The organism is Candidatus Thiothrix putei (assembly GCA_029972225.1).
GTDB lineage: Bacteria > Pseudomonadota > Gammaproteobacteria > Thiotrichales > Thiotrichaceae > Thiothrix > Thiothrix putei.
Map to the genome: position 1 here is coordinate 2300346 of CP124756.1, position 24960 is coordinate 2325305.

At 53.3% G+C, this 24960-nt stretch carries 28 protein-coding genes, 1 pseudogene and 1 riboswitch; of the genes and pseudogenes, 15 read left to right on the forward strand and 14 right to left on the reverse strand.

Annotated features, from left to right (window positions below; all coding sequences use genetic code 11):
• Nucleotides 1–15: 15 nt before the first annotated feature.
• Nucleotides 16–480, reverse strand: a complete 465-nt coding sequence (locus QJT81_11710) for a hypothetical protein (protein WGZ92539.1) — start codon at nt 478–480, stop codon at nt 16–18.
• A 109-nt stretch (nt 481–589) separates the two neighbouring features.
• Here QJT81_11710 and QJT81_11715 point away from each other — a divergent pair, with 109 nt between their 5' ends.
• Nucleotides 590–1267: a dienelactone hydrolase family protein gene (locus QJT81_11715; GenBank protein WGZ92540.1), complete on the forward strand. Its 678-nt coding sequence runs from the start codon at nt 590–592 to the stop codon at nt 1265–1267.
• Here QJT81_11715 and QJT81_11720 read toward each other — a convergent pair.
• Entirely contained in the window at nt 1255–1860 is a 606-nt protein-coding gene (locus tag QJT81_11720; protein WGZ92541.1) for a PIN domain-containing protein, read from the reverse strand. The genes QJT81_11715 and QJT81_11720 overlap by 13 nt on opposite strands.
• Nucleotides 1861–2059: 199 nt before the next feature.
• Between QJT81_11720 and QJT81_11725 the strand changes: the two genes are divergently transcribed.
• The 6 genes from QJT81_11725 to QJT81_11750 are packed head-to-tail and all read left to right on the forward strand — an operon-like array spanning nt 2060 to nt 6747.
• Complete coding sequence (locus QJT81_11725; GenBank protein ID WGZ92542.1) at nt 2060–2494, forward strand: hypothetical protein; 435 nt, start codon at nt 2060–2062, stop codon at nt 2492–2494.
• Nucleotides 2495–2508: 14 nt separating this feature from the next.
• A complete protein-coding gene (locus tag QJT81_11730) occupies nt 2509–2754 on the forward strand; it encodes a hypothetical protein (protein ID WGZ92543.1) in 246 nt (81 codons plus the stop codon).
• Between the two features lie 3 nt (nt 2755–2757).
• On the forward strand, nt 2758–3411 hold the full coding sequence (locus tag QJT81_11735; protein ID WGZ92544.1) for a CHAT domain-containing protein: 654 nt from the start codon (nt 2758–2760) through the stop codon (nt 3409–3411).
• Nucleotides 3412–3440: 29 nt separating this feature from the next.
• Nucleotides 3441–3713 carry a hypothetical protein gene (locus QJT81_11740; protein WGZ92545.1) on the forward strand — a complete coding sequence of 91 codons (273 nt, stop codon included), beginning with the start codon at nt 3441–3443 and terminating at the stop codon, nt 3711–3713.
• 17 nt (nt 3714–3730) lie between these two features.
• Entirely contained in the window at nt 3731–4672 is a 942-nt protein-coding gene (locus tag QJT81_11745) for an ISAzo13 family transposase (GenBank protein WGZ92546.1), read from the forward strand.
• Nucleotides 4639–6747: a tetratricopeptide repeat protein gene (locus QJT81_11750; protein WGZ92547.1), complete on the forward strand. Its 2109-nt coding sequence runs from the start codon at nt 4639–4641 to the stop codon at nt 6745–6747. The genes QJT81_11745 and QJT81_11750 overlap by 34 nt, the downstream gene beginning before the upstream one ends.
• A 4-nt stretch (nt 6748–6751) precedes the next feature.
• On the opposite strand, the pseudogene QJT81_11755 reads toward QJT81_11750, so the two are convergent.
• The 3 genes and pseudogenes from QJT81_11755 to QJT81_11765 all read right to left on the reverse strand — a co-directional run bounded on the left by QJT81_11755 (nt 6752) and on the right by QJT81_11765 (nt 9032).
• Nucleotides 6752–8290, reverse strand: a pseudogene (locus tag QJT81_11755) (IS66 family transposase).
• 77 nt (nt 8291–8367) lie between these two features.
• Nucleotides 8368–8742, reverse strand: coding sequence for an IS66 family insertion sequence element accessory protein TnpB (tnpB, locus tag QJT81_11760; protein ID WGZ92548.1), 375 nt, complete (start codon nt 8740–8742; stop codon nt 8368–8370).
• A complete protein-coding gene (locus tag QJT81_11765; GenBank protein WGZ92549.1) occupies nt 8742–9032 on the reverse strand; it encodes an IS66 family insertion sequence element accessory protein TnpB in 291 nt (96 codons plus the stop codon). The genes tnpB and QJT81_11765 overlap by 1 nt, the downstream gene beginning before the upstream one ends.
• Before the next feature lie 43 nt (nt 9033–9075).
• Here QJT81_11765 and QJT81_11770 point away from each other — a divergent pair, with 43 nt between their 5' ends.
• Nucleotides 9076–9450: a tetratricopeptide repeat protein gene (locus QJT81_11770; GenBank protein WGZ92550.1), complete on the forward strand. Its 375-nt coding sequence runs from the start codon at nt 9076–9078 to the stop codon at nt 9448–9450.
• 102 nt (nt 9451–9552) lie between these two features.
• On the opposite strand, the gene QJT81_11775 is transcribed toward QJT81_11770, so the two are convergent.
• The 9 genes from QJT81_11775 to gcvT all read right to left on the reverse strand — a co-directional run bounded on the left by QJT81_11775 (nt 9553) and on the right by gcvT (nt 18881).
• Complete coding sequence (locus tag QJT81_11775; GenBank protein WGZ92551.1) at nt 9553–10158, reverse strand: HNH endonuclease; 606 nt, start codon at nt 10156–10158, stop codon at nt 9553–9555.
• The gene (locus QJT81_11780; GenBank protein WGZ92552.1) at nt 10155–10469 is read right to left on the reverse strand and encodes a hypothetical protein; all 315 of its coding nucleotides are present in this window, start codon (nt 10467–10469) and stop codon (nt 10155–10157) included. The genes QJT81_11775 and QJT81_11780 overlap by 4 nt, the downstream gene beginning before the upstream one ends.
• Nucleotides 10470–10505: 36 nt before the next feature.
• Nucleotides 10506–11096, reverse strand: coding sequence for a putative adenosine monophosphate-protein transferase Fic (locus tag QJT81_11785; GenBank protein ID WGZ92553.1), 591 nt, complete (start codon nt 11094–11096; stop codon nt 10506–10508).
• Nucleotides 11080–11829, reverse strand: coding sequence for a YhfG family protein (locus tag QJT81_11790; GenBank protein ID WGZ92554.1), 750 nt, complete (start codon nt 11827–11829; stop codon nt 11080–11082). Before QJT81_11790 ends, QJT81_11785 begins: the two co-directional genes overlap by 17 nt.
• The gene (locus tag QJT81_11795; GenBank protein WGZ92555.1) at nt 11826–12404 is read right to left on the reverse strand and encodes a ComF family protein; all 579 of its coding nucleotides are present in this window, start codon (nt 12402–12404) and stop codon (nt 11826–11828) included. The genes QJT81_11790 and QJT81_11795 overlap by 4 nt, the downstream gene beginning before the upstream one ends.
• 374 nt (nt 12405–12778) lie before the next feature.
• Nucleotides 12779–13834, reverse strand: coding sequence for a transposase (locus QJT81_11800; protein ID WGZ92556.1), 1056 nt, complete (start codon nt 13832–13834; stop codon nt 12779–12781).
• Nucleotides 13835–14438: 604 nt separating this feature from the next.
• Entirely contained in the window at nt 14439–17324 is a 2886-nt protein-coding gene (gene gcvP, locus QJT81_11805; protein ID WGZ92557.1) for an aminomethyl-transferring glycine dehydrogenase, read from the reverse strand.
• Nucleotides 17325–17394: 70 nt separating this feature from the next.
• Nucleotides 17395–17781, reverse strand: a complete 387-nt coding sequence (gcvH, locus tag QJT81_11810; protein WGZ92558.1) for a glycine cleavage system protein GcvH — start codon at nt 17779–17781, stop codon at nt 17395–17397.
• A gap of 17 nt (nt 17782–17798) precedes the next feature.
• On the reverse strand, nt 17799–18881 hold the full coding sequence (gene gcvT, locus QJT81_11815; protein WGZ92559.1) for a glycine cleavage system aminomethyltransferase GcvT: 1083 nt from the start codon (nt 18879–18881) through the stop codon (nt 17799–17801).
• 198 nt (nt 18882–19079) lie between these two features.
• Nucleotides 19080–19180, reverse strand: a riboswitch (glycine riboswitch).
• A gap of 256 nt (nt 19181–19436) precedes the next feature.
• Between gcvT and QJT81_11820 the strand changes: the two genes are divergently transcribed.
• From QJT81_11820 to QJT81_11850, 7 genes are read left to right on the forward strand one after another with little or no spacing between them, the layout of a single operon-like run.
• On the forward strand, nt 19437–19946 hold the full coding sequence (locus QJT81_11820; protein ID WGZ92560.1) for a Na+/H+ antiporter subunit E: 510 nt from the start codon (nt 19437–19439) through the stop codon (nt 19944–19946).
• Nucleotides 19939–20199, forward strand: coding sequence for a monovalent cation/H+ antiporter complex subunit F (locus QJT81_11825; protein ID WGZ92561.1), 261 nt, complete (start codon nt 19939–19941; stop codon nt 20197–20199). The genes QJT81_11820 and QJT81_11825 overlap by 8 nt, the downstream gene beginning before the upstream one ends.
• Nucleotides 20199–20537 carry a monovalent cation/H(+) antiporter subunit G gene (mnhG, locus tag QJT81_11830; GenBank protein ID WGZ92562.1) on the forward strand — a complete coding sequence of 113 codons (339 nt, stop codon included), beginning with the start codon at nt 20199–20201 and terminating at the stop codon, nt 20535–20537. Before QJT81_11825 ends, mnhG begins: the two co-directional genes overlap by 1 nt.
• On the forward strand, nt 20534–20788 hold the full coding sequence (locus QJT81_11835; protein ID WGZ92563.1) for a DUF4040 domain-containing protein: 255 nt from the start codon (nt 20534–20536) through the stop codon (nt 20786–20788). Before mnhG ends, QJT81_11835 begins: the two co-directional genes overlap by 4 nt.
• Complete coding sequence (locus QJT81_11840; GenBank protein ID WGZ92564.1) at nt 20781–21479, forward strand: MnhB domain-containing protein; 699 nt, start codon at nt 20781–20783, stop codon at nt 21477–21479. The genes QJT81_11835 and QJT81_11840 overlap by 8 nt, the downstream gene beginning before the upstream one ends.
• Nucleotides 21479–21835: an NADH-quinone oxidoreductase subunit K gene (locus tag QJT81_11845; protein ID WGZ92565.1), complete on the forward strand. Its 357-nt coding sequence runs from the start codon at nt 21479–21481 to the stop codon at nt 21833–21835. The genes QJT81_11840 and QJT81_11845 overlap by 1 nt, the downstream gene beginning before the upstream one ends.
• Nucleotides 21829–24960, forward strand: coding sequence for a proton-conducting transporter membrane subunit (locus tag QJT81_11850; protein ID WGZ92566.1), 3132 nt, complete (start codon nt 21829–21831; stop codon nt 24958–24960). Before QJT81_11845 ends, QJT81_11850 begins: the two co-directional genes overlap by 7 nt.

Below are 24960 nucleotides of genomic sequence, written 5' to 3' on the forward strand. Positions count from 1 at the left end.
TTACCGCACTTTTGTTCACACCCCACACAGAATTGCCAGAACCAAGGCATCGGGGGTGTCTTGCTCCAACAACAGGCTGCAATCGACGTTGTGCATATCGAGGATGGGGTAATGGTAGGCAAGCGTTGGAGCATTGAAATGGTCGGGCATGGTTAAGCGGTCACGCCCGATGTAAATCAGGTGTTGGTGAATGGAATAGCCGGGATGCGCGAGTTGGATGTCGGTGAAGTAGCGCAACATCCGCAGCGGCATACTGCTGTCGTTTTGGTTTTGGATTTCGATGTGCAGGATGAAATCTTGCCCGTCGGCTTGGCGGCGCATCCGCGCTACGAGGTCGGCGCGGCGTTGTTCAACGCGCTGCTGTTCGGTGTCGAGCAATTCTACGCTGTCCATCTCTACACCTAAGCCTAGCAACAGGTTGGCGATGTCGGCTGCCAGATGACCGAGTACGGATTTGCTGATGATGTCTTTGTTTCCCATGTGGGGAGTGTAGCAGGGGATGAGCTGTTTGTTGGGGCATTCTGATGGAATGCTGGGCTTTGTGCTACCATTTCGCCATCGTAAACCACCGCAAACGTAAGGAGTGGTGATGGACTATTTGCCTGCTGTTGAAGTTGAACCCACCTCCCCCGCCACTGCTGCGGTCATCTGGCTGCACGGTTTGGGCGCGGATGGGCATGACTTTGTACCGATTATCCCGGAACTGGGTTTGCCGCCCGACCACAGTATCCGTTTCATTTTTCCACACGCGCCAGACATGCCCGTGACCGTCAATGGCGGTTATGTGATGCCCGCGTGGTATGACATTCTGGAAATCGCCCTCGACCGCAAGGTGGATGTGGCGCAATTGCAAGCATCCGCCCGCGAAGTGGGCAAGCTGATTGAGCGCGAAATCGCACGCGGTATTCCCAGCGAACGCATTGTGATTGCGGGCTTTTCGCAAGGCGGCGCGGTGGCGTATCAAGCTGCATTGAGCTACCCCAAACCGCTGGCGGGCTTGCTGGCGCTGTCGACGTATTTTGCCACGACGGATACGGTTGTGTTGGATGCAGCGAATGCGCAGTTGCCGATCCACATTTTCCACGGCAAGCAGGACACGATTGTGCCGGATTTGCTGGCACTCAAGGCGTATCGCTGGCTGCGTGAGCGTGGGTATGCGCCACAGTATTCGGAATATCCGCTGGGGCATAATGTGTTTGCGGAGGAGATTGCGGAAGTGGGACGGTGTTTGCGGGCGTGGTTGCAACCAATGCATTACAAACAGTAGCTAACCTTATTGTTTTCATTGATATTAATGAGCTTGCGCTGCTCTAGCTGCTTTACCAAACCAGCAACTTCACTCTCAGCTAATTGCTTCGCAAACGTGGAATGAATGTAAGCAAGCAGACTGTCACGTTTTGCAGGGCGATTTTTAGCGTGGGTGGTAAAGCGTTCGGTCAACAAGGTTATTTTATCGGTGACGGGTATTTTCTGGTGATCAACAAACACCGGAATTTGAGCAAATTCGTCATGCCGCGCCGCTGATACTTTCAATTGCTTCAAGTGCGTAATCAGCGGGTCAAAGCCTTTGTCTTTGGAAACGATGTGGAAATAGCCCGTTGGGTCTTGCTTCGCCCATTGCCCAACGTGGAAGGCAAGCACGAAATCCAGCGCATTCTTCCCCGCGCAATTTGCTTCAATCAAACCCACTTGATCGGCGTGCGCCAATAACTGTTTGATCAAGGGTATCGGTAACTGCTTTTGTTTTTCGCCCATCACCAGCAACAGGATGACAGGCTTACCGCTAATCAAACCAATATCGTGTACTTGGGTATTCTCAAAATCGACGAAGATGTAGTTGGTACGTCTGGGGTTTTCCATTGTTATGCTTATTCCTTGCAACTTGCGGGTATCTATTCCCTATCCCTTTTGCCAATATCGATGTCCGGCTTATTAACGCCCGAAACCTCCTTCAATGGACAAATGTCATTCTTCACAAAACGTTACACCTATCACACTTTTTAAGCAGCAATTCTGGTAAAATCCAATACACGATCCACACCTCAGGATAAGGCTTGCCATGACCGAACCTTCACCACCACCGTTTGAAGTCACCACATCTGCCTTGAGCAAATACGACGAGTCGTTGCTCGACAATTTTGCCAAAGATGTTGCCGCGCAATCCACCCGGTTGGATGACCTCGCCAAACAGTTAATCACGCTGAATATTGCGATTCCGGGTTTGTATGCCACGGTGCTCAAATTCATCAGTGGCGACAAGGCGGTGGTCAATGACCCCGTGTTGCTACTCATCACCTTTGCCGCATGGTTGCTGGCATTAGGATTCGCGCTCGCCAGTTTGTTCCCGCAACGCCATCAGGTAGACCCGGATAGCCTCAGCGAGGTCGAAACCTTCTTTTACCGCAGTGCCCAGCACAAACGCATATTGCTGGCAGCGGCAAGTTTGTTGAGCTTTTTCGGGATTTGTTTTGCCGTTTTCAGCTTATTTGTTTAACAGGGGAATACAACATGGGGCAAAAAATCAAACGTGTTACGCAGTGTGGTCACTGTGGTAAATCATTTCCTTACACTTACGACCTGGAACGTGTTCCAGCGGGGATGACCAGCTATGACTTGCCTTGCCCATTTTGCCAAACCCGCCAGAGCGTGCCGCTGCAAAGTGTGCGTAAGGTAGAAGTATTGAAAGATGGCACACAGCAGGAAATGATGGAATTAACCCTGTCAGAACATCCTGTCGGCAAAGTGGAGGAATAAACGATGACAACCGCTCCGCCTTTCACCATTACTCCACCGGCTGACCTGCTGCGCACTCACCCACACATCAAGGGTATGGCAGATAGAATCAGTACCGCCTACGAAAAACATTTGCTGGTGGAAGAAGAACACTTGCAGGCAATGGGGCAAGCCCTGTGGGATGCGCTGGCACTCGGCGATAGCCTTGAGCTTGCCAAGCAAGCCAGCGGGCAACAGGTATTGCCGATCATTATTGCATCGGCTGATGCAGCCATCCTCACCTTGCCGTGGGAAACGTTGTACCACCCCACTTATGGTTTTCTGGGGCGGGAAGCGGGTTTCAGTTTGTCACGGCGCAACCTAACGGTCAGCGTGGCGTTGCCTGCGTTGCAACGTGAACCCTTGCGCGTATTACTGTTCACTTCCCTGCCCGATAATTTGAGCGAACTGGAACGGTTGGATGTGGAAGCCGAACAAGCCGCCGTGCAGGAAGCCTTGATGGAACAGGAACGTCTCGGTGAAATCGTGCTGGAAATGCCGGATGACGGACGGCTGGACACTTTGCGCGATACCTTGCAACAGTTCCAGCCGCATCTGGTTTACCTCAGCGGGCATGGCAACTTTACCCACGAACACCATAAGGAACTGTCCCGAAATAACTTCCCTCTTTTCTGCTAACAGCGAAAGGGGGAAGATAGCCCCTTGTAATGCCAATCAACACCGAGGATGAGCCAATGGATGTTTACCCATCAGCCATAGAAAAACAAATGCAGCGGTTCTACCAATCGCTCAATGAGCGTGACCGCCGCCGCTACGCCGCCGTGGAAGCCGTCCGGCTTGGGCACGGGGGGCAGGACTACATTTCCCGGTTATTGGACTGTGACCCCAAAACCATCCGCCACGGGTTGACGGAGTTGGAATCGGAAGATGGCTTGCCCACCGTAAGGCAGCGAAAAAAAGGGGCGGGCGCAAACGGCTGAACGCTACGCACCTGCAATTGGATGAGCATTTTCGCCAAGTTTTAAAGGATCATACGGCAGGCGACCCCATGCGGGAGGCGGTGAAATGGACGAACCTGTCACGTCGGCAGATTGCCCGGCGGATGCAGGCATTGGGGACATCGGCTGGGAAAAACGTGGTGTCGCGCCTATTACGGGAGCACGGCTACCGCCGCCGCAAGCCCCAGAAGAAACGCACCATGGGGCAACACGCTGACCGTAATGCCCAGTTTGAAAAGATTGCCCAACTCAAACAAACCTACCTGCAAGCAGGCAAACCCGTGATCAGCATTGACACCAAAAAGAAGGAACTGCTGGGCAACTTTTACCGTGAAGGGGTAACGGATGCCGTCGAACCCACGGAGGTCAATGACCATGACTTCCCCAGCTATGGCAATGGTCAGGTGATCCCCCACGGCATCTACGACCTTGCCCGCAACGAAGCGGCACTGCACCTGAACACCAGCCACGACACCACCGAGTTTGCCTGCGAAAGCCTTGGCTTATGGTGGCGTGAGCAAGGGAAACCCAACTACCCCGAAGCTGACGAGCTGTTGGTCTTATGTGACGGTGGTGGCAGCAACAGTTCCTCTGCGTACCTGTTCAAGCAAGACTTGCAGGCATTGGCGGACAGCCTGAACCTGACAATACGCATCGCCCACTACCCGCCCTATTGCTCCAAATACAACCCGATTGAACACCGACTGTTCCCCCATGTGACCCGTGCCTGCCGGGGTGTGCCGTTGGAAACGGTCGAAACCGCCAAACACTACATGGCAAAAACGGAAACCACCACTGGCTTGAAGGTCGCTGTCCGCATCATCAGTAAAGTTTTTGAAACCGGGCGCAAGTATACCCAAGCGTTCAAGGATAACATGACCATCCAGTTCGATGACTTCCTGCCAAAATGGAACTACTCCGCTGTCCCTCAGTCCCCCTGATTTCGGGAAGTTATTTCGGGACAGTTCCTAAACAACGGGCGTATGGCAGCTTCCTGTTTGAAGATGCATTGGGGCGCGGGCAATTGGTTGCTGAAAATGAATTGGTCGCCTGTTTCCAGAATACGCGGGTACAACTGTTGGTGATGTCCGCCTGTTTGAGTGCCAAACAACACCCCGACTACCCGCATAACGGTTTGAGTGCAGCGTTGTATCGGGTGGGGATTCCGCACGTTATCGGGATGCGTGAATCGGTGTTTGACAAGGCGGGCATCCAGTTTGCCAAAGCCTTGCTGCTCAAATTGGGTAAGCACAGCACGGTGGATGTGGCATTACAACACGCCCGCGCCGCGATTACCCAACCCTTCAAGGAAGCGGGTGGCTACCGCGATAGCAACAACCCGCTACGCACCGAAGCCTCGTATGGTCAATGGTGTTTGCCGCAATTGTTGAGCCATGACTTGCAACAAGGCTTGGTCGATTGGGGGTTTACGCCACAGCCCAAATCACAAAGCGAATTGAAGACCTTGATGGGGCAAGTGTCCGTGCCGGAAAAATTCCGGGGTCGTCGTCGTGAGTTGCGCCAATGGCAAAACCGTTTGCGTGACAAAACCACCAATAGCCTGTTGATTACGGGTGTTGGCGGCATGGGCAAAACCTCACTGGCCTACAAACTGCTGCAAGGCTTGCACAAAGATGGCTACCAGACGTTCAGCTTTTCGCTGCGCCCGGAGCATGACTGGCAAAGCATCCTGCTGGATATGGAACTGGAGCTTTCCGAAGATGAGAAAGCCTATAAAAAGTACCAAATTCTGCAAAGCAAAGGGCTGGATGAAGCAAAACAAGCCGAGTATTTCCTCAAGTTCCTGCTGACACGTTATGACGGCAAGCTGGCGTTATTCTTCGACAACCTCGAATCCGTACAAGATGGGCAATACCCTCATGCCATCACCGACCCCACGCTGCAACACTGGCTGCAAGCGGCACAGTCACTGACCCGGCAAGGCTTGAAGCTGATTCTCACCTCACGCTGGCGGTTGCCGGGTTGGGCGGATGCGGAACACTACCCGCTGGGCAAACCCGTGTATGGCGATTATGTGGCAATGGTGCGGCTGCAAGGTTTGCCATTGCAGGGTAAACGCCTGCAAACCGCTTATGAAACCTTGGGTGGCAACTTCCGCGCTTTGGAATTTTTCGCCAAGGCAACACAAGGCATGAGCGCACAAGAGGAGCATGAATTTACCGCCAGTTTGGGCAAAGCGGCGGCTGAAAGCCAAACCGATATGGCATTGGCAAAGGTAGTAGAGCTACGCAGTAGCGAGGAAATCGCGCTGCTGCATCGTTTATTGGCGTATCAGACGACCGTGCCGTTGTTGGGGGTGGAGATCGTGGGAGAACCCCTCACCCCCTGCCCCTCTCCCTCAAGGGGCGAGGGGAGCAAGAGCGAAACGATGGATACTGTGTTGCAGCGGTTGTTGGCGGTGTCGTTGGTGGAGCAATACGCCAACCCGCACACGCAGCAAACCGAATACCAGCTTGCGCCGTTGGTGCGTAGTTGGTTGCTGGCAAACGGTGCGCCCGAACCGGATCAACCCCTATTGCAAAAAGCGGCTAATTTCCTGCTGTGGGAATGGGAAGAGAACCAGAACACCACATGGGAACATTTAATGGCAACCCATGCCGCGCTGCTGGCTGCCAACCTCACTGAACAGGGGCAGCGGTTGGTACTGGACTGGATTATCGGGCCTCTCAACAATGCGGGCATGTACCGCACCCTGCTGGACGACTGGCTGCCCCCGCTCGCCGAGGCTGACAACCAGCAGATCAAAGGGGAAGCACTCGGGCAGATCGGCAAGCAATACCACCATATTGGTCAATACGACACCGCTCTCGACTTCCTCAAACAGTCGCTCGCCATTCAACAGCAAATCGGCGACAAAAAAGGCGAAGGCTCTACCCTCAACAATATGGCGACAACTGCACATGCACGCGGCGACTACGACACCGCTCTCGACTTCCTCAAAAAGTCGCTCGCCATTCAACAGGAAATCGGCAACAAAAAAGGCGAAGGCACGTAAACGGTCATTCTAGCCCGTCGTTGATATCCGCAAACAAATCCGAGCGCAATGGCTTATCCGCAAACCGTTGTTTCCAACATCTTGGCGTAAGGTCTTGCACCTGAGAAGCGGGATGCTCACTAACGCGCAACAGAACATCCATCAGATAGACATACGGGTTAATGTCATGCAGGCGGCAGGTGGTGATCAGGCTTTGGATGATGCCCACGTGTTCCGCGCCGAGTTCTGTCCAGCAGAACAACCAGTTTTTCCTGCCCATGGGGATGGGCCGCAGGGCGCGTTCGATGTGGTTGGTATCCATTGGCACGTCGGGATCTTCCAGAAACACGCGCAGTTCGTGTTCGCGGCGGATGACATAACCAAGGGCTTTGGTCAGCGGGTTGGAGGGGATTAAATCGGTACGTTGTAATTGGGTTTGGCACCATTCAAAGAACTGGTCGACCAACGGCTTGCTGTGGGTGAGGCGGTAGGTACGTTTGGCTTCCCCGTCGAGTTTTTTCTCGTTAATCTGGGCTTCGTGCTGATAGAGTGCCGCGATAGTGTCAAGGGCTTGGCGTACTGCTTGTGGTTCAGCGGTTTCGGCGGCAATGAAGGTGCGACGGCTGTGTACCCAGCATTGGGCATGGGTAATCTTGTCATTGGCGTTGACGTAACTGGCATAAGCACGGTAACCGTCGCTGAGCAGTGTGCCGCTGAACTGTTGGCGAAGAGTCTTTTCAATGTGTTGCCGCCCACGGCTGGCGGAGAAGGTGAAGACGATTTCGTCCTGATCCCCGTACAGCGGCCAGAAGTAGCCTTGCTTCATCTTGCCGTTGCCTGCGGGGCTGGCTTTGATGGGGGTTTCGTCCATCGCCAGCAGCTTGCTTTGCAGTACACTGGCGAGTTGCGCTTCGGCAATGGGTTTGAGCAGGTCGATGGCACGTTTCACCGCATTGGTCAGCGTCGTGCGGCTGAGGGTGATCCCCGCTTGGGTCAGGCGTTGGTGCTGGCGGTACAACGGCAGGTGGTACTGGAACTTGTCCACCAACATCCCCACCAAAAAGCTGACATCGGTGACACTACGTTCCAGCACGTTGGCGGGTGCAGGGCTGGGAAGTGGTGGGTTGCTGAGCGAAGCCGAAGCACTGCCCTTACGTTTGATGACCGGGCGCTCGTATTGCAGGATGAGGTAGCTGGCAGGGCGTTGCGCCACCCGATGGGTCACCTGGGTGCCGATCACCTCATACTGGTCAGCCTCTTCCCCCTGAAGTTCCGGCGGGGTGAGGTGAATCACCTTGACCGGGACATCGGCGGTAAAGCGTAACCCGCTGTCATTCACGCAGTCATCCGGGCGCAGCTTGGGGGCTTTACCGCGTTGGTAGGTGACGGTAATGCTTTCACCCTCGGGTGCGGCAACCGGGGCGGCGGCGGGGGCAAACAACGGCAACTGCGCCACCGGTATCTCAACCGGACGCTTTTCCGATTTGCTGCCAAAGACATGTTGCCTGAACCACGCCAATTGGCGTTTCAATTCAGCTATATCCTGTTTCAGGGCAGCATTTTCCTCACGCAACGCCAGCATTTCCGCCACAATCGGCGGCATGGGAACGCTGGTGTCAGACGGGGTGGATGGCTTTAAAATCATGGGCTTATTGTACCAGAATGTGGCTGCACAGGATACTGGTAACGCTTGAATTGTCTGGATTTTTGCACCTCAATGCCCGCCAAAATCAACTGCAAATCCGTCCGGGTCAGTTCGCGCTGCCCGCTGGTTGTCGGCTGCACCCGGTATTGGCCCTGCTCCAGGCGTTGGCTCCATAAGCAATAGCCGCTGGGTTCAAAATAGAGGATCTTCATCTGGGTTTTACGTAGGTTCACAAACACGAAATAATGCCCACTCAGGGGATTTTGCCCTAACTGGTTTTTCACCAAAGCGGTCAGCCCCGTAAAGCTTTTGCGCATGTCGGTGGCTTGGGTGCATAGCCAGATGCGGGCGGTGGCTGCGGGGGCAAACATCAGCGTTGGCTCAGGCGTAGTTCAACACCATTCCCCAAACTCAGCACAATGTGCCAGCCTTGCCCCAGCGCGGCATGACCCGCCGATAATGCTCCCAAGTCGATGAAGGTATTGGCGGGAACGGCTGGTTCCTCCACGCCATCTGCGGAGCGTAGACGCTGCCGCCATTGGCAAAAACTGGCGTAACCGATACTGTGCTGTTCACAAAATGCCGGGGCGGATAAGCCGCTGGCTTGCCATTGGCTAATGAGGGTTTGCCATTCGCTGGCGCGGCGGTGAGGGCGTTTCATTGAGGTTTCCTTCGGTTGTTCAGGTTGGAAACCAGTTTAGGACGTGGAAATCGCGAGGGCTAGACGTGCTGAAATGGTCGCTTACGAAGGCACTACCCTCAACAATATCTCGCTAATCTATTCTGCACGCGGCGACTACGACACCGCTCTCGACTTCCTCAAAAAGTCGCTCGCCATTCAACAGGAAATCGGCGACGTGGCGGGTTTGTGCACCACTTTATTCAACATAGCTTTTATACAGTGGCAAAACGGTGAACACGACGAAGCCAAACGCTCATGGGTGAAAGTTTACGGCATCGCCAAAAAGATCAATCTGGCACAGATACTACAAGCATTGGAAAGTTTGGCTGGGAATATCGGCTTAGAAGGTGGGCTGCAAGGCTGGGAAATGCTGGCACAGCAAATGAACGAAGCGTAAGAAAATCCCCCTCAATCCCCCTTTTTCAAAGGGGGAAGCCAGAGAAGGCATTTTTCTTACTCCCCTCCTTTGCAAAAGGAGGGGCTGGGGGAGGATTTTCTTTTACCGATAACTATCCACACTCGGACAAGAACACACCAAATTCCGATCCCCGTACACATTATCAATCCGGTTCACGGTAGGCCAATACTTCGCCGTCGGGCTAACACCCTGCGGGAACACCGCCTCGGTCTGGCTGTAAGGGCGTTCCCAAGCATTCACCAAATCATCCAGCGTATGCGGCGCATTCACCAGCGGATTATTGTCGAGAGGCCACACGCCCTCCTGCACCTTACGAATCTCTTCCCGAATCGCAATCATCGCATCGCAAAAACGGTCAAGCTCGGCTTTCGGCTCGGATTCGGTCGGCTCGATCATCAGCGTACCCGCCACCGGAAACGACATGGTAGGCGCATGTGTTGCCGGATCAACGCGGGGATTCCACAAAGCAGGCTGATCATCGACAGGCCAATCATCTGATTTGAAGTTGTTACATTTCGGACAGCTATAGACCAAATTCTCAATGTCGTCGCTGCCACCTTTGGCCTGTGGCTGGTAGTGATCAATCGTCAACTCGCTGGCGGCACTCTCTTCCGTAACACCACAAAATTCACAAGCACAGCCTGCCCGTTGGTGTACTTGCTGACGAATATCTGCCGTTATGGTCATACGGCTTTTTGCAGCGGAATAGAAGCGATCAGTTGGCTGCGCAAGCCTTCAATTTCTTGACGCAATGCCTTGTTTTCGAGCATTACCTCTTGAATACGGCGAGTCATGCTCATCAGTTGCGTCAACGTGGCATCAATCTGCGCCTGAAGTCTGGCAACACCTGTTACTTCTGGAACGGCGGCATACATCGCAGCTTCCTCTGCGTCCTGTTCGTCGTACCAAGTTTGCAACTGTACCTGCTCCTCAGCGGATAGGGTCATACCGCGAGTGGCTTTGTCGTGTAGTACCTTTCCCAATTCATTAGAAATCATGCTAAGTACCTTTTTTCATGCGTAACATTCAACAGTTTACACAGACACCACAATTCGTTCAAACAAGGCTTGTAACGGCGGCAAGTCACCCGCATACCCCGCAATATTCGCCTCTACCCACTCGCTACACTCGACCTTTGCCCAATCCAGCCCGAATCCGGCGTTGATTGCCAGCAAATCAAAAAACAGGCGTTGCGTCCGTCCGTTACCTTCGCGGAAGGGGTGAATCACGTTCAGTTCGCAGTAGTAATGTGCCAGCCGTTCCACAAAGGCGGATAGTGGCACACCGACCAGCCAGTTTTCCTCTGCCAGTTTGCCCAGCAGTTTGTTGGCTTCGGTTGCAATGTAAGCGGCGGCACAAAAGCGGGTATTGCCCTTGCTGAGGTCAGTGGAACGCAATTCGCCTGCCCACGGGTACAAGTCTTGGAACAGGTGGTGGTGAATGGCTTGCAAGGCTGGCAAATCAAATACCTGCAAGCGCGTCTCGAAGGATTCAGCGCGTAGGTAACTCAACACCGCGTCTGCCTCTGCCAAGGTGCGGCTGTCCTGCAAGCCCAGCTTGTTGACCAGCGTGCTTGTGCCGCTGTAACAGGCGGGGTCTTCGGCTATCTCATGCTTGCTGTGCATAGCGGTCTTTGGTTTGCTGGATCAGGGTTGCTATGCCTTGCGCCGTTACTGGCAAGGGCAAAGCGGCAATGTCATCCGGTAAGGATAGCCCTTCCAGCCGCAAACTGGCGCGGTAATTGTGGTTGCGGGTTGCTTGATAATAACGCTGTTTGCGCTCATCCGGCGATGGTGCGGCAAAGCTGAGGGTGTTTTGTGCCATGCCATCCAGTGTTTGCAAGGTGGCGGTCAGTTTGATCTTTTTGTCTATTTCCGCGACGGCTGCGGGGTCGCATTTATCCAATAAGGTGCGGGCATCGTCTACGCTGGAAACGGGATAAAATGCGTTATCCGGGGCGAAATAGACCAAGGCTTTTTTGCGCTGTTTCAAAAACGCCAGCACATTATTGAATGAACCGGGGCTTTTGCCATCCCATAGCACAAAACCGTAATCGGCAAGCTGCGCCATTGCTTTATCTTTTTGGGTGTAAAAAGCGCGTCCGGTTATATTGGCATCCACACTGATGTGTTTGACAGACCAGTTACCCAGATTATTGCGGCAAACATTTCCGGCACAAAATACCGTGACGTGTGGGTATTGCAAGGTCGTCAGGTGTTTTTGCAATGCCTTGTCTGCGCCGTTGGCATCGCCCACCACAATGGCAAACTGTTTATCAATGATGTTTTGCAAACGTGCCAGTATGACGTTGTTCAAACGAGTAATGGTGATTGAGCCTGATAGAAATACCGTGGTCATCGTTTACTCCGGGTTTTGGTCATTACCAGCACAAAAACATTTTTCACATTGGCTTGTTGATACAGAATATCGGTGGCAACTGTCAGGGTTGAACCAGAACGGTAAAGATCATCGAGCAGCAGGATATTCTTTCCAGCCAGATTAGCGTTGGGATTTAATGTCAGGGAGGTTTTCAGCAAAGCTTGCCGTTCTTGCGGGTCGTCAACGTTTTTCAGTTCTTGTCCGCCCGTTTGCTTTTGCAAAGCATTGTCCAGCACTGGCACATTGATCCGCTTGGCTAAGGCTTGGGCGATTACGAGTACGGGTTGAATCTTGCGCTGCTTATTGGTGGATGGCACAGGAATAATGGCATCCATCGTTTCCAGCCCCTTGTACTTGCCGAGTATATCGACAATCTGCCCCACGACTGACGCATCACCCTGATATTTCAGGCGATAGAGCAACTCACCCATCTCGCTGCGGGTGGTTTGCCAAGAATCGTGACCATGCTCATCCACGCCCATGTACACGCTGTCCAGCGTATGCACATCGTAGGCAAAGCCGCGTTTCCAGTTACCTTTCAGTTCGATGGTCATTCAGTCAACATTTGTGATATTTGAGACTCAAAGAGTAGCAGTTCAGGTAGGCAACTCCAACCGAATATTTCACAAGAGACAGTGATCAAAAAGTAATATGAGCGACTTGCAAAATCCGACAAACTGAGTTGCTCAATTCACAAGAGACAGTGATCAAAAAGTAATATGAGCGACTTGCAAAATCCGACAAACTGAGTTGCTCAATTTTCAGCATTGACCGAACGCCGCATATTCAGCCGATTTTTTACTCAATTTGACCAACGAAACCTGAGCTTTTTCAGTTTTACCGTAACTTTTGCTAAATTTCACCCATACCGATGCGACTGCTCCTGTTTTTCAGTCAGTCTTCCCGTGTTTTTTCAAACCCAGTCGCTTTATAACAAGACACGCATCAGTTGATCAGCACTCAACACCAAAATCCCAAACATCAAGTGGCTGTAAACTTTTTGCGCACCTTGCACCCACACATTCCGACCACCAAATTCATCCTTCAGGCGGGCATTGGTTCGTTCTACGGTGCTGCGAATTTTGTAACGCTCGGCATCAGCAGGTTCAAACGCTTCTTTCTGTCCGCCGCGAGGATTGTGATCAATCAGAGGGACATGCCCCAGATGACGGCTGTATTCGTGCAAATCAGCACTGCAATAGGCCGCATCCATCAGGTCGTAGAGACTGGTGACACGTTGGGCACTGATTTGAGAGAGTGGGATGGCTGCCCCGCTGTCGTGAAAGGAGGCGGAAGACAGAATGGCTGCTATCGGGACACCACAATCGGCGGTATCGATATGCAGTTTGTAGCCGTTCCAACTGTGCTTGTAGCCTTGGGCATTCTTCTTCGTCCCCCGGTTACACTGAACCGGTATCTCATCGAGTGCTTGCTGAAGTGACTGTTCCCGTTGGCGCTGAATCCGTGTTTGCCCTTGTTTTTTCTTTGGCTTTTCCTCGGCAACAGGCCGTTCACGTGCCTCAATGGCTGTTGAATCCCGACACAGGTGGCCGATCAGCGCATCGCCCAAATACGTTTTCACCAACGTTTCATGCACACGTTCCGCTAAACGCTGTTCAGCAAATTCAGCGAAGGCACGTGAAAAGGTGGATTCGGAAGGCAGTTTCTTGGTCAGGGGAAACCCGCAGATGCGTCGCAGGGAGCGATCGTTTTGCAGCCGGTCAATGAGTGCTCGCGTATTGACAATATTGAGCACGCTTTTGGCGACAAAAGCATTGGCAAACCAAGATCGCTCCGTCGCTGGCCGTCCAGACCCATCACGAAAAGAGCGCACAAAATCTTCAATGCGCGTCAGCTCCAGTACGTGAATGAGCTTTTCAAGCTTGGGGGTCAATGTGCCAAAGGCATCATTGAAGCAAGGCAGTATTTCAATTTGCAGCAAACTCCAGCGTTGTGCAATCAGGGCGCGTTCGGTAGAATTCATAGCGTGGGCTTAATGGTTGTTTTGATGCTTCTATTATCGCCGAAAACGGCAGCCCACACTTCTTTTTTCCTTCAGATGAAGGAAGGTTCACGCTGAAAATGTAATTTTGCAAGTGGCTCAAATATATGATGAATTACTATACAAACATAGAAAAATTTGAGTATATTTACTACCTATCTATCAACAACACCCAAGTGTAAGGTAGTCCCACAACTACCTTAGCGTTATCAACCACTTAAAAAACACGATGTGTTCCCCCCTCCCCCATTCATTCCTTTTCAGGTCAACTTACAGGAAAGCGACAACATCACCATAGGGAAAACATCCTCATCCGGTTATTTTTATCCATTATCAATGAGTTATGATTTATTCTTACGCGAAGCGAGATAGCAAAAACACAGCAAAGTTGTGTATATCTTCACCAAAAATACAGCAGAAAAGAAAATCCGCCACCCTCTATTGTAAAAAACGACACTGCATCAAGTTAGCACTTTTGCGGCACTGGACACTTTCAAAAAGTATGCAACCCTTTGAAAATCAAGAGACAAGAATTTAAGAGCAAGGCCGCAAACCCAACAGGATCAACGGCCTATTGAACAAGAATCTACCGGTAACTATCCACACTCGGACAAGAACACACCAAATTCCGATCCCCATACACATTATCAATCCGGTTCACGGTAGGCCAATACTTCGCCGTCGGGCTAACACCCTGCGGGAACACCGCCTCGGTCTGGCTGTAAGGGCGTTCCCAAGCATTCACCAAATCATCCAGCGTATGCGGCGCATTCACCAGCGGATTATTGTCGAGAGGCCACACGCCCTCCTGCACCTTACGAATCTCTTCCCGAATCGCAATCATCGCATCGCAAAAACGGTCAAGCTCGGCTTTCGGCTCGGATTCGGTCGGCTCGATCATCAGCGTACCCGCCACCGGAAACGACATGGTAGGCGCGTGGAAACCGTAATCCATCAAGCGTTTAGCAATGTCCGACTCATCAATCCCCGAAGCCGCCTTCAACGGACGAATGTCGATAATGCACTCATGCGCCACCCGCCCATTCGCCCCCCTAAACAGCACCGGATAATGCTCAGCCAAGCGTTGCATCATGTAATTGGCGTTCAAAATCGCCATCTCCGTCGCCCGCTGCAAACCCGCCGCGCCCATCAACTTAATGTACGCCCACGAAATCGGCAAAATCGCCCCGCTACCATAAGGAGCAGCCGACACCGCACTATTCCCCAGCGCAACCCCATCCGGCGGAGTCACCGCATGGCTGGACAAAAACGGTGCAAGGTGCGCCTTCACCCCAATCGGCCCCATGCCAGGGCCACCGCCGCCGTGCGGAATCGCAAAGGTCTTGTGCAAGTTCAAATGCGACACATCCGACCCCATCTTGCCCGGTTTCGACAAGCCCACTTGCGCATTCATGTTCGCGCCATCCATGTACACCTGCCCACCGAACTGATGCACAATGTCGCAAATTTCCACGATGTCCTGCTCAAACACCCCGTGCGTAGACGGATAAGTCACCATCAAGCATGACAGGTCGTCGGCGTGTTTTTCCGCCTTGGCACGCAAATCCGCCACATCCACGTTACCGTTCGCGTCGCACTCGACCACCACCACCTTCAGGCTCACCATCGCCGCCGAAGCCGGATTCGTGCCATGCGCCGAACTCGGAATCAAACACACATCCCGATGCCCCTGCCCAATACTCGCCTGATAACGACGGATCGCCACCAGCCCTGCGTATTCGCCCTGCGCCCCCGAATTCGGCTGCATCGAAATCGCATCATAGCCGGTGATTTCCACCAACCAATCTTCCAACTCCTTGATCATGGCGCGATAACCCACGGTCTGCTCCTGCGGCGCAAACGGGTGAATATCCGCAAACTCTGACCAAGTAACCGGCAGCATTTCCGTGGTCGCATTCAACTTCATGGTGCAAGAACCCAACGGGATCATGCCGTGCGCCAACGAGAAATCCTTATTCTCCAAGCGCTTCAAATAGCGCAACATTTCTGATTCCGAATGGTGCGAATTAAACACCGGATGCGTCAGAAACGCGCTCGTGCGCTGGTAGCCGGACGGAATCCCGCTGAAACCTTCCGCGATAACCGCAGCATCCAACGCATCCACATCCAACCCATGCCCCGCCCCCAGCAACACATCGAACAGCTCGGTGATGTCAGCGCGGGTTTTGCGCTCATCAATACTGATACCGATGTTGCCATTGTCGAACTGACGGAAATTAACGGGTATTGCCCCCTTCACCCCTTGCGGGGGAAGGGCTGGGGATGGGGGGTTGGTGACGACAGTCAGCGTATCAAACCAAGTGTCATTCAACAGTTGGACACCTTTCTGCTGCAAGCCCTTCGCCAGAATATTCGTCAACCGATGAATCCGCCCCGCAATCGTCTTCAACCCTGCCGCACCGTGATACACCGCGTAGAAGCCCGCCATATTCGCCAGCAACGCCTGCGCCGTACAAATGTTGGAAGTCGCCTTCTCACGCCGGATATGCTGTTCACGGGTCTGCATCGCCATCCGCAACGCCTGCTTGCCATGACTATCAATCGAAACCCCAATCACCCGCCCCGGCATGGTGCGCTTAAACGCATCCTTCACCGCAAAAAACGCCGCATGAGGCCCCCCGAAACCCATTGGCACGCCGAAACGCTGCGAGTTACCGACCACAACATCCGCACCCATTTCGCCGGGAGCTTTCAACATCACCAACGCCATCAAATCCGAAGCCACACAAACCAAGGCTTTTTGCGCGTGCGCCTGTTTGATCAAGGCTTCAATATCAACGACTTCGCCGGTGGTGCTAGGGTATTGCAGCAACACACCAAACACTTCATGCCCCGCCAACTCGCTATACGGGTTGCCGATCACCAGTTCAAACCCGAAATGTTCCGCACGGGTTTTCAGCACATCAATGGTTTGCGGATGCACGTCCTCACCCACAAAAAACTTGTCCGATTTGAGCTTGTTGGAACGCTTACACAGCGTCATTGCTTCCGCCGCTGCGGTCGCTTCATCCAACAAGGAGGCGTTGGCAATGTCCATGCCCGTCAAATCCGTGACCATCTGCTGGTAATTGAGCAAGCCTTCCAGCCGCCCTTGGGAAATTTCCGGCTGATACGGCGTATACGCGGTGTACCAACCGGGGTTTTCCAAGACATTACGCAAAATGACCGGCGGCACAACCGTATCGTAATAACCCATACCGATGTACGACTTAGCAACCGTGTTTTGTGCCGCCAGTGTTTTCAGGTAAGCCAGCGTTTCGGCTTCGGAACGGCTGTCGTCAATCGCCAACGGGGCTGACAAGCGAATGCTCGCAGGCACAGTGCTGTCAATCAGCGCATCCAGCGATTCCGCACCCACGGTTTGCAGCATTGCCGCTGTGTCTGCCTCGTTGGGGCCAATGTGGCGGGCAATAAAATCATCGTGTTGTTCAAGTTCGTACAAGGTTGTCATTTAATCGTTACCTGATCTTGCTCCCTTCACCCCTTGCGGGGGAAGGGTCGGGGATGGGGGATCTTAAAAATTACTCGTCACATTCCGCTTTGTATGCGTCTGCATCCATCAATTCGCCCAGCGCGTCTTCGTCATCCACGCGCATGACGAACAGCCAGCCGTCACCGTAAGGGTCGGAATTGATCAGTTCCGGCGAGTCTTGCACCGCTTCATTGCTCTCGATAATGACACCCGGAACAGGCGCGTAAATATCAGATGCTGCCTTGACCGATTCCGCGACCGCGCAACCGTCTTCCGCACCGAATTCAGTGCCAACTTCTGGTAAATCAACGTGTACCAAATCACCCAGCAACTCTTGCGCGTGATCAGTAATGCCGACAGTAACAGTGCCGTCGCCGTTATCACGTACCCACTCGTGGGATTTGGTGTATTTCAAATCGGATGGAACATTGCTCATAAATAACTCCTAAAAACTTAATTTAAAACAGATTTGCCATTGCGTGCGAAAACCGGCTTCACTACTTTTGCCGGGTGCAATTTGCCACGAATATCGACCTCGCAAGTCTCACCGCAGCTCGCCGGAACTCGCGCCAGCGCAATCGCTAAGCCGAGTGTAGGCGAAAATGTGCCGCTGGTGGTTTCTCCCTCACCGCCTTCACAAATAACTTTCATATGGCTGCGCAATACGCCCTTGCCTTCCAGCACCAGCCCGACGAACTTTTGCGGCACACCAGCGGCTTTTTGAGCTTCCAACGCGCTACGCCCGATAAAGTCACGGTCTTCCGGCTGCCAACCGATTGTCCAACCCAAACCCGACACTAATGGGGAAGTGGTTTCGTCCATGTCTGTGCCGTAAAGGTTCATGCCCGCTTCCAAACGCAAGGTGTCGCGTGCGCCCAAGCCGATGGGTTTGATACCAGCGGCTAACAACGCATCCCACACTTTGTGGGCTTGTTCGTTGGGGAACATCATTTCAAAGCCGTCTTCGCCGGTGTAGCCGGTGCGGGCAATGAACCAGTCGTTGACGAATGCGCCGTAGAAGGTTTTCAGCGGTTCAACAATAGCCACTTCATCCGCAGGCATAATACCCAGCACTTTGGCGCGTGCATTCGGGCCTTGCGCGGCAATCATGGAAAGATCATCACGTTCGGTCAGAGTGGCATCAAAGTTGGCGATTTGCTGCTGCATCCACGCAATGTCTTTGTCGCGAGTGCCAGCATTCACCACGATGCGCCATTGGGTTTCGGTGATGAAATACACGATCAAATCGTCAATCACCGTGCCTTCGGGGGTCAACATGCAGCTATACAACGCCTTGCCGGACTCTTTCAGCTTATCAACGTTATTGGCGAGCAGGTATTGCAAAAAGGCTTTGGATTGCGCCCCCACGAGGTCGAGGATGACCATGTGCGACACATCAAACATGCCCGCGTCATTGCGGACTTGGTGGTGTTCTTGCAGTTGTGAGCCGTAGTGGATGGGCATTTCCCAGCCCGCGAAATCGACCATTTTCGCACCTGATTCAAGGTGCTTGGCGTAAAGTGCAGTACGTTGCATTAGGATTCTTCCGGTTTAACAGGCACAAAAAAAGGGCGGCAAGCCGCTAAGCTTGCCGCCCCTCTGTCCGTTTACCTGAGAGATTCCTCAATTTACCCCCCTTCCCCGACCCTTCCCCCGCAAGGGGGGCAGGGAGGAAGAGGCAATCAAGTTACTACCCTTCGGTGAGTGCGTCCGCACTGCTCTCCAGAGTCAGATCTAGTGCTGCCAGTCCTGTTGCCTGAGCGTTTCCGGGCGGAATTGCGCCTTCGGCGGTTGCGGCAACCTTGCGGTGTGCAACGCTCTCCTGCCAGTGTTTACTGAATGCAGGGGATTGTAGCGGATGCAGTGCAGCAACTAAAGCACCATTTACGCCTGCGAGGTGAAAAGGGGGTTGCCGATTGTATCTGATGCAGTGCAACACCCCAAGCAGACTTTGGGCAAACCTTGCTTTATATCAGGAGACTCGCATAAACCCCAACGCCACCATTTATCCCTGAGCGCGGTAAGAACATAATCAAACCCTAATAAAGATACACAAACACTGACCACAGTTGGTAGGGAGAATGAGCCATCATGAGCAAGGGCAAATCCACGGTGCGCGATACCGTCGTCCTGTTTGCGACCTTAATGTTGTTCTGGTTAATGCTAAGCGGCACGCTAACGGCGGATGTTTTGTTGGTCGGTGCAGTCGTCTCGCTGTTAATTGCGCTGCTCTACCCCAATGGTTTGTCGTTTTTTACCGAGTTTCGGTTTACCCCGGCGGCAATCGTTGCGGGTTTTCGCTACTACGGTTACTTCTTTAAAGAACTGGTCAAATCCAATCTGACCTTGGCGGGCATTGTGCTTTCGCCTTCGCTGCCGATTGCGCCCACCATCGTTAAAGTACGCACCAAACTGAAAAGCCGGATGGGGCGCTTAATGCTGGCGAATTCCATTACCCTGACACCGGGAACGCTCAGCGTTGAGCTGGAGGGTGAATGGCTGTATGTGCATTGCGTCAGCGTGGGAGCAACCGAGGTGGAAGCAGCAACAGCGGAAATTGTCAGCGGTTTTGAGTCCTATCTTGAGGTGATGTATGGTTGAGCTATTGATTGCTGTGGCGGCAGTCATCGCCGGAATAGCGTTTTTACTGGCATTGGGGCGGTTTATTTTGGGACCGTCGCGCTTGGATAGGGTGGTGGCATTTGATGTGCTAACCGTGATTAGCATTACCTTTATTGTGCTGGCGGCATTGTTGGAAGAACGCGGTATTTATTTGGATGTGGCGTTGGTTTACGCGCTGCTGTCATTCCTTGGGGTAATCGCCATTGCTCGCTATTTTGAGGGCAGATTCTGATGGCTGTAATACTTGATCTTATCGGTGGTGTGTTGCTGGTGTCCGGTGCCATGTTCCTGCTGTTTGGGGGTTTGGGGCTGGTACGAATGCCGGATATTTTCAACCGCATTCAGGCTGGCACGAAAACCACCACACTGGGAACCTTACTCACCCTTGCCGGAGCTGCGTGTTTGCAACCCGCTTGGGGCTGGAAACTGTTGCTGATTGGGGTATTTCTAATCTTTACCAACCCCGTTTCGGCGCAAGTATTGGCAAATACAGCCCATCGGCGCGGTGCTTATCAAACCCCGCTGACGCGCATAGATAAGCTGGCGGAAGATCGGGAGGGTACGTCATGAATAGCGTGATGTTAGGTATCGCTGCATTGCTGGCAGTGGCGATGCTGGGTGCGGCATTTGTCACCATCATGGCGAAACGCCCCGCTACCGCCATGTTGGCAGCGGGCATGATCAGCCTGTTTGCGTCGGTCATGTTTTTATTGCTTGCCGCCCCCGATGTGGCAATGACGGAAGCCGCGATTGGCAGTGGCTTAACCACCTTCTTATTTTTCTTTGTGCTAGGGCGAGTACGTGGAGGCAAACATGATTAGGCGTTTTGCCGTATTCCTATTGCTGTTGGGCTTGGGTGTAATCTTTGCCAAGCTGTTGCTGGGCTATACAGCAAGCGAGGAACTCAACCTGACGGCACGTTACTACGCGGAACACACCGCGCAAGATTTGGGTGCTGCCAATATCGTCACGGCGATTATTGTCACTTACCGGGGGCTGGATACACTGGGCGAAGTGACCGTGTTGTTTTTGACCGCTGCCATTATTGGCATGGTGTTAGCCCAAGGGCGCAAGCAACAAGCGTTACAACGGCAATTACCCGCTTCTGGGGAATTATTGACGACGGGTAGCCGTTTGCTCGTGCCACTGATTTTATTGCTGGGGGCTTATGTGTTTATCAATGGGCATTTGACTCCCGGCGGCGGTTTTCAGGGTGGGGCAATTATCGCATCGGCGGCGTTGCTGCTGCTATTGACCGACCCGCTCAAACGTTTTAGCCATCGCTTGATTGCACGGGTGGAAGCGCTTTCTGGGCTGGTATTTATCACCATCGGGGTGCTGGGCATGGTGTATGCCAGTGGCTTTTTGGATAGCCGTTTGCTGCCTAGCGGAACCTTTGGCACGCTGTTTTCGGCGGGAGTTATTCCGGTGATTTATAGCGTTATTGGCCTCAAAGTTGGGGCTGAATTCACTTCCATGTTGACCAATCTGGCAGAAACGGAGCAATCGTAATGGACTGGATCGCAATGACAACCGGCTTTTTGCTGATTTTGCTGGGGCTGTACGGCGCACTCACTAACCGCAATATCTTGCGCATGATTGTCTCGTTTACGGTCGCCAATACCGGCGTGAATCTGGTGCTGGTATCGGTAGGCTATATGCTGGGGCGCACTGCACCGATTCTCGATGAAACGCTTGCCGCTACCGAAGCTGTCACCCGGATTATCGACCCTGTGCCGCAAGCGCTAGTATTGACCGCGATTGTTATCGGGGTAGGCATTACCGCGATGATGCTGACTTATGCCTACAAATTGTATGAAGCCAAAGGCACGCTCGACATTGCCCAATGCAGGGATCTGAAATGGTAAGCGCACTCTCTATTATTGCTCTCGGTCTTGGCTCTGCTTTTCTGCTGGGGCTGTTACCGGACACTTGGCGCAAGCTGGCTTATGGCATCACCCTTGCCGCACTAGCTGCAATGGCGTGGATTGCCGCAAGCTGGTTATGGCACTTTAGCGTGACGGGTGCAATGGCGGTGGAAATCTTCACGGCAGGAACCGCGCCCCCGTTTGCGATTAACTTGCGGATAGGCATGACGGAAGCGGCTTTGGTAGCACTGGTGACATTAACCGGATTACACGCGGCATTTTACCTGCGCGATACCCTGTTTAAGCACGGGCGGCGGGCAATGGCGGTATTGCTGATTCTGATCATGGCACTGTGTGGCGTGATTATGACCCGCGATTTATTCAACCTGTTTGTGTTTATGGAATTGGTGGTCATTGCTTCGGCGGGTTTGGTATTGCTCTCGGCGGATCAACGCGCTTTAGGAGCAGGCATTAAATACCTGATCGTGGCGCAACTGGTGTCAATTTTATTGCTGATCGGGATTATTTTTGCCTACCACGCCACCGGCACACTCAACATCGACGGCATGGCAGCGGCGCAAGCCGACCTGTTCAAAGGCGGGGCGTTGGCGTTTTTCCTGATGTTGATGGCGGTGCTGGCAGAGTTGAAACCCTTCCCTGCCAACGGTTGGGGGCTGGACATTTATGAATCGGCACACCCTGCATTTGCGGCACTGTTTTCGGCAGCAACCGGGGCGGCAACCGTGTATGCGGCGGACAAACTGTTGCTGATTGGCGGGGCGCAGTGGTTGCCACTGGCAAGTGCCATCGGGATTATGACCTTTGTGGTTGCCAATATTTTTGCCTTGGTGCAAGACAATGACCGGCGGTTGCTGGGCTATTCCTCGGTAGCACAGGTGGGGTTGATCCTGACGGTAATCGGGCAGCGCGATTTGCTGGGGGAACAGTATTATTTTGTGGCAGGCGGTATCTTGCTGGCTCATGCAGTTGCCAAGGCGGGGCTATTCTGGCTTTCCGGGTTGGTAGCAGCGCGAGGCTTGGGTGACTGGGCGGCGTTGCGCGGGCATCCGGTGCTGGTGTTTGCGTTTGTCACCTTTATTGCGTTGTTGGTGGGTTTGCCGCCCTTCCCCGGCTTTTATGCCAAGTGGGAACTGGCGCACGCGCTGGCAGCAAACGGGCAATTGTGGTTGTTGGGGCTGATCCTGTTCGGGGCATTGCTGGAAGCGGCGTATTTGTTCCGCTGGTTTGGCTACGTGCTTAAACGTGAACAGCCGCAAGCGGGTTTGTTGCTGCAAGCCATCAAGGAAGATGTTGCCTTGAGTACGGTGGTGGTTGCGTGGTTATTGGCTTATCTGTGGGGCGAACTCTCCGGGCAAGGTAATCTGTTGCACGCCATCCCTTTGTTGTTTGCGCTGCTGTTTTTGCCGCTGGACTGGCTACCTGCCAAGCTCAAAAACGGGTTGGCGATTGCTGGGCTGGTCGGTTGGTTTTACCTGCATTACCCCAGTTACGATGAGCTGCAATTGATTTTTGCAGCGGTGATGTTGCCGGGTGGCGCGATTATTTTGCTGGCAAGTTTCCAAACGCAGCAACGGCGGGTGGGGTTCTACCCGGCAGCAATGCTGATGTTTGCGGGCTTGGCGATGTTGATTGAAGCCAAAACCTCGTTTGCATTTTTTGCGGCGTGGGAATTGCTGACGGTGGGTTCTTATTTCCTGATTCTGCGCGGCAAGCATTCTGAACCACACGCGCTGTCGTACATTGTGTTCTCGCTGGGCGGGGCATTCCTGATGCTGGCGGGGTTTGCACTGGCGGCGCAAGGTGTGCCGGACTTTAAGATCGCGGCCTTGGCACAGGTAGCAGAACCGTTTGCACCGTGGGTATTTGCGCTGCTGGCGATTGGTTTCATGACCAAAACGGCGGCGGTGGGTGTGCATATCTGGTTGCCCGGCGCACATGCCGAGGCAGAAACCGATGTGTCGCCACTGGTGTCCGGTATTTTGCTGAAGGCAGGGCTGTTCGGGCTGTTCGTATTGCTAATGACGATGGGCAAGCAGCAATTGTACGGGGTGGAACTCACCCACGTGATGCTGTGGATTGGCGCGATTTCGGCACTGATTGGGAACTTGCTGGCGATTTTTCAGGAAGACGCGAAACGCTTGCTGGCTTATTCTTCCATCGGGCAAATGGGCTACGCGCTGTTTGGGCTGGCAATGATGAATCATCTGGGCTGGCTGATGGCCTTGATGTTTGTCATTAACCATTACATTTACAAGTCGATGCTGTTCCTGTCAGTGGGCGGGGTTGCCAAACGTACCGGCACGCGGGATATGTACCGCATGGGTGGGCTGATTACGCTGATGCCACTGTCGTTCATTGCCACTATGATCGGGATTATTGCGGTGTCGGGTGTGCCGCCGCTGTCCGGGTTTGGCGGACGCTGGATTTTCTACAATGCGATTATGACGGCGGAATACCGTTTGCCGATGGTGATTATTTTCCTCGCGGGGCCGATTGCGTTCCTGTACCTGTTCCGCTTGATTCACACCATTTTCCTGGGGCAGTTGAAAGATGAATTGCGCACCGTGAAAGAAGCACCGTTCTGGATTGTGTTGCCGCAGATGATTTTTGTGGTTGCCTTGTTGGTGTTCGCGCTGGTTCCGGGCATGGCCTTGCGGCATGTGGATGCTTACCTTGCGCCGTTCTTTGGCGGGCAAAGCGGGCTGGATTGGGCAGGGTTGACCATTACCAGCGAATTCGGTTACTGGAGTCCGGTGTCGATCATGCTGGTGATCGGGGTGATTTTTGCCACGCTGTTTGCTTGGTTGCTGTTCGTCAACCGCAGGGCGCAGCCGGTGAAGCAGTTCAATATTGTGTTTGCCGGTGAACGCCCGTTCCGCCCGGAAACGACCCATTTTGCCTGGAACTTCTTCGCACCGTACCGCAAGGCATTGGGCTTTTTGACCCAACCGCTGGTCACGATTTTTTGGGAAACCCTCACGGAATTGCTGCATTCGGCGGCAGACATTTTACGGCGGATGTATACCGGGAATGGGCAGACTTACGCCATTCACCTGCTCGCCTTTGTGATTATCGTCTACCTGTTGTGGATGGGGGGCTTGTGA

What these genes read in the sequence shown, in the direction of transcription:
- QJT81_11740 (WGZ92545.1), top strand. Translation starts at nt 3,441, where the DNA reads ATGCCAATCAACACCGAGGATGAGCCAATGGATGTTTACCCATCAGCC.
- QJT81_11795 (WGZ92555.1), bottom strand. Translation starts at nt 12,404, where the DNA reads ATGACCATCGAACTGAAAGGTAACTGGAAACGCGGCTTTGCCTACGAT.
- QJT81_11720 (WGZ92541.1), bottom strand. Translation starts at nt 1,860, where the DNA reads ATGGAAAACCCCAGACGTACCAACTACATCTTCGTCGATTTTGAGAAT.
- QJT81_11840 (WGZ92564.1), top strand. Translation starts at nt 20,781, where the DNA reads ATGATTAGGCGTTTTGCCGTATTCCTATTGCTGTTGGGCTTGGGTGTA.
- gcvP (WGZ92557.1), bottom strand. Translation starts at nt 17,324, where the DNA reads ATGACAACCTTGTACGAACTTGAACAACACGATGATTTTATTGCCCGC.
- QJT81_11825 (WGZ92561.1), top strand. Translation starts at nt 19,939, where the DNA reads ATGGTTGAGCTATTGATTGCTGTGGCGGCAGTCATCGCCGGAATAGCG.
- QJT81_11835 (WGZ92563.1), top strand. Translation starts at nt 20,534, where the DNA reads ATGAATAGCGTGATGTTAGGTATCGCTGCATTGCTGGCAGTGGCGATG.
- gcvH (WGZ92558.1), bottom strand. Translation starts at nt 17,781, where the DNA reads ATGAGCAATGTTCCATCCGATTTGAAATACACCAAATCCCACGAGTGG.
- gcvT (WGZ92559.1), bottom strand. Translation starts at nt 18,881, where the DNA reads ATGCAACGTACTGCACTTTACGCCAAGCACCTTGAATCAGGTGCGAAA.
- QJT81_11845 (WGZ92565.1), top strand. Translation starts at nt 21,479, where the DNA reads ATGGACTGGATCGCAATGACAACCGGCTTTTTGCTGATTTTGCTGGGG.
- QJT81_11715 (WGZ92540.1), top strand. Translation starts at nt 590, where the DNA reads ATGGACTATTTGCCTGCTGTTGAAGTTGAACCCACCTCCCCCGCCACT.
- QJT81_11850 (WGZ92566.1), top strand. Translation starts at nt 21,829, where the DNA reads ATGGTAAGCGCACTCTCTATTATTGCTCTCGGTCTTGGCTCTGCTTTT.
- QJT81_11820 (WGZ92560.1), top strand. Translation starts at nt 19,437, where the DNA reads ATGAGCAAGGGCAAATCCACGGTGCGCGATACCGTCGTCCTGTTTGCG.
- QJT81_11735 (WGZ92544.1), top strand. Translation starts at nt 2,758, where the DNA reads ATGACAACCGCTCCGCCTTTCACCATTACTCCACCGGCTGACCTGCTG.
- QJT81_11725 (WGZ92542.1), top strand. Translation starts at nt 2,060, where the DNA reads ATGACCGAACCTTCACCACCACCGTTTGAAGTCACCACATCTGCCTTG.
- QJT81_11750 (WGZ92547.1), top strand. Translation starts at nt 4,639, where the DNA reads ATGGAACTACTCCGCTGTCCCTCAGTCCCCCTGATTTCGGGAAGTTAT.
- QJT81_11775 (WGZ92551.1), bottom strand. Translation starts at nt 10,158, where the DNA reads ATGACCATAACGGCAGATATTCGTCAGCAAGTACACCAACGGGCAGGC.
- QJT81_11790 (WGZ92554.1), bottom strand. Translation starts at nt 11,829, where the DNA reads ATGACCACGGTATTTCTATCAGGCTCAATCACCATTACTCGTTTGAAC.
- QJT81_11785 (WGZ92553.1), bottom strand. Translation starts at nt 11,096, where the DNA reads ATGCACAGCAAGCATGAGATAGCCGAAGACCCCGCCTGTTACAGCGGC.
- QJT81_11800 (WGZ92556.1), bottom strand. Translation starts at nt 13,834, where the DNA reads ATGAATTCTACCGAACGCGCCCTGATTGCACAACGCTGGAGTTTGCTG.
- mnhG (WGZ92562.1), top strand. Translation starts at nt 20,199, where the DNA reads ATGGCTGTAATACTTGATCTTATCGGTGGTGTGTTGCTGGTGTCCGGT.
- QJT81_11710 (WGZ92539.1), bottom strand. Translation starts at nt 480, where the DNA reads ATGGGAAACAAAGACATCATCAGCAAATCCGTACTCGGTCATCTGGCA.
- QJT81_11765 (WGZ92549.1), bottom strand. Translation starts at nt 9,032, where the DNA reads ATGAAACGCCCTCACCGCCGCGCCAGCGAATGGCAAACCCTCATTAGC.
- QJT81_11780 (WGZ92552.1), bottom strand. Translation starts at nt 10,469, where the DNA reads ATGATTTCTAATGAATTGGGAAAGGTACTACACGACAAAGCCACTCGC.
- tnpB (WGZ92548.1), bottom strand. Translation starts at nt 8,742, where the DNA reads ATGTTTGCCCCCGCAGCCACCGCCCGCATCTGGCTATGCACCCAAGCC.
- QJT81_11730 (WGZ92543.1), top strand. Translation starts at nt 2,509, where the DNA reads ATGGGGCAAAAAATCAAACGTGTTACGCAGTGTGGTCACTGTGGTAAA.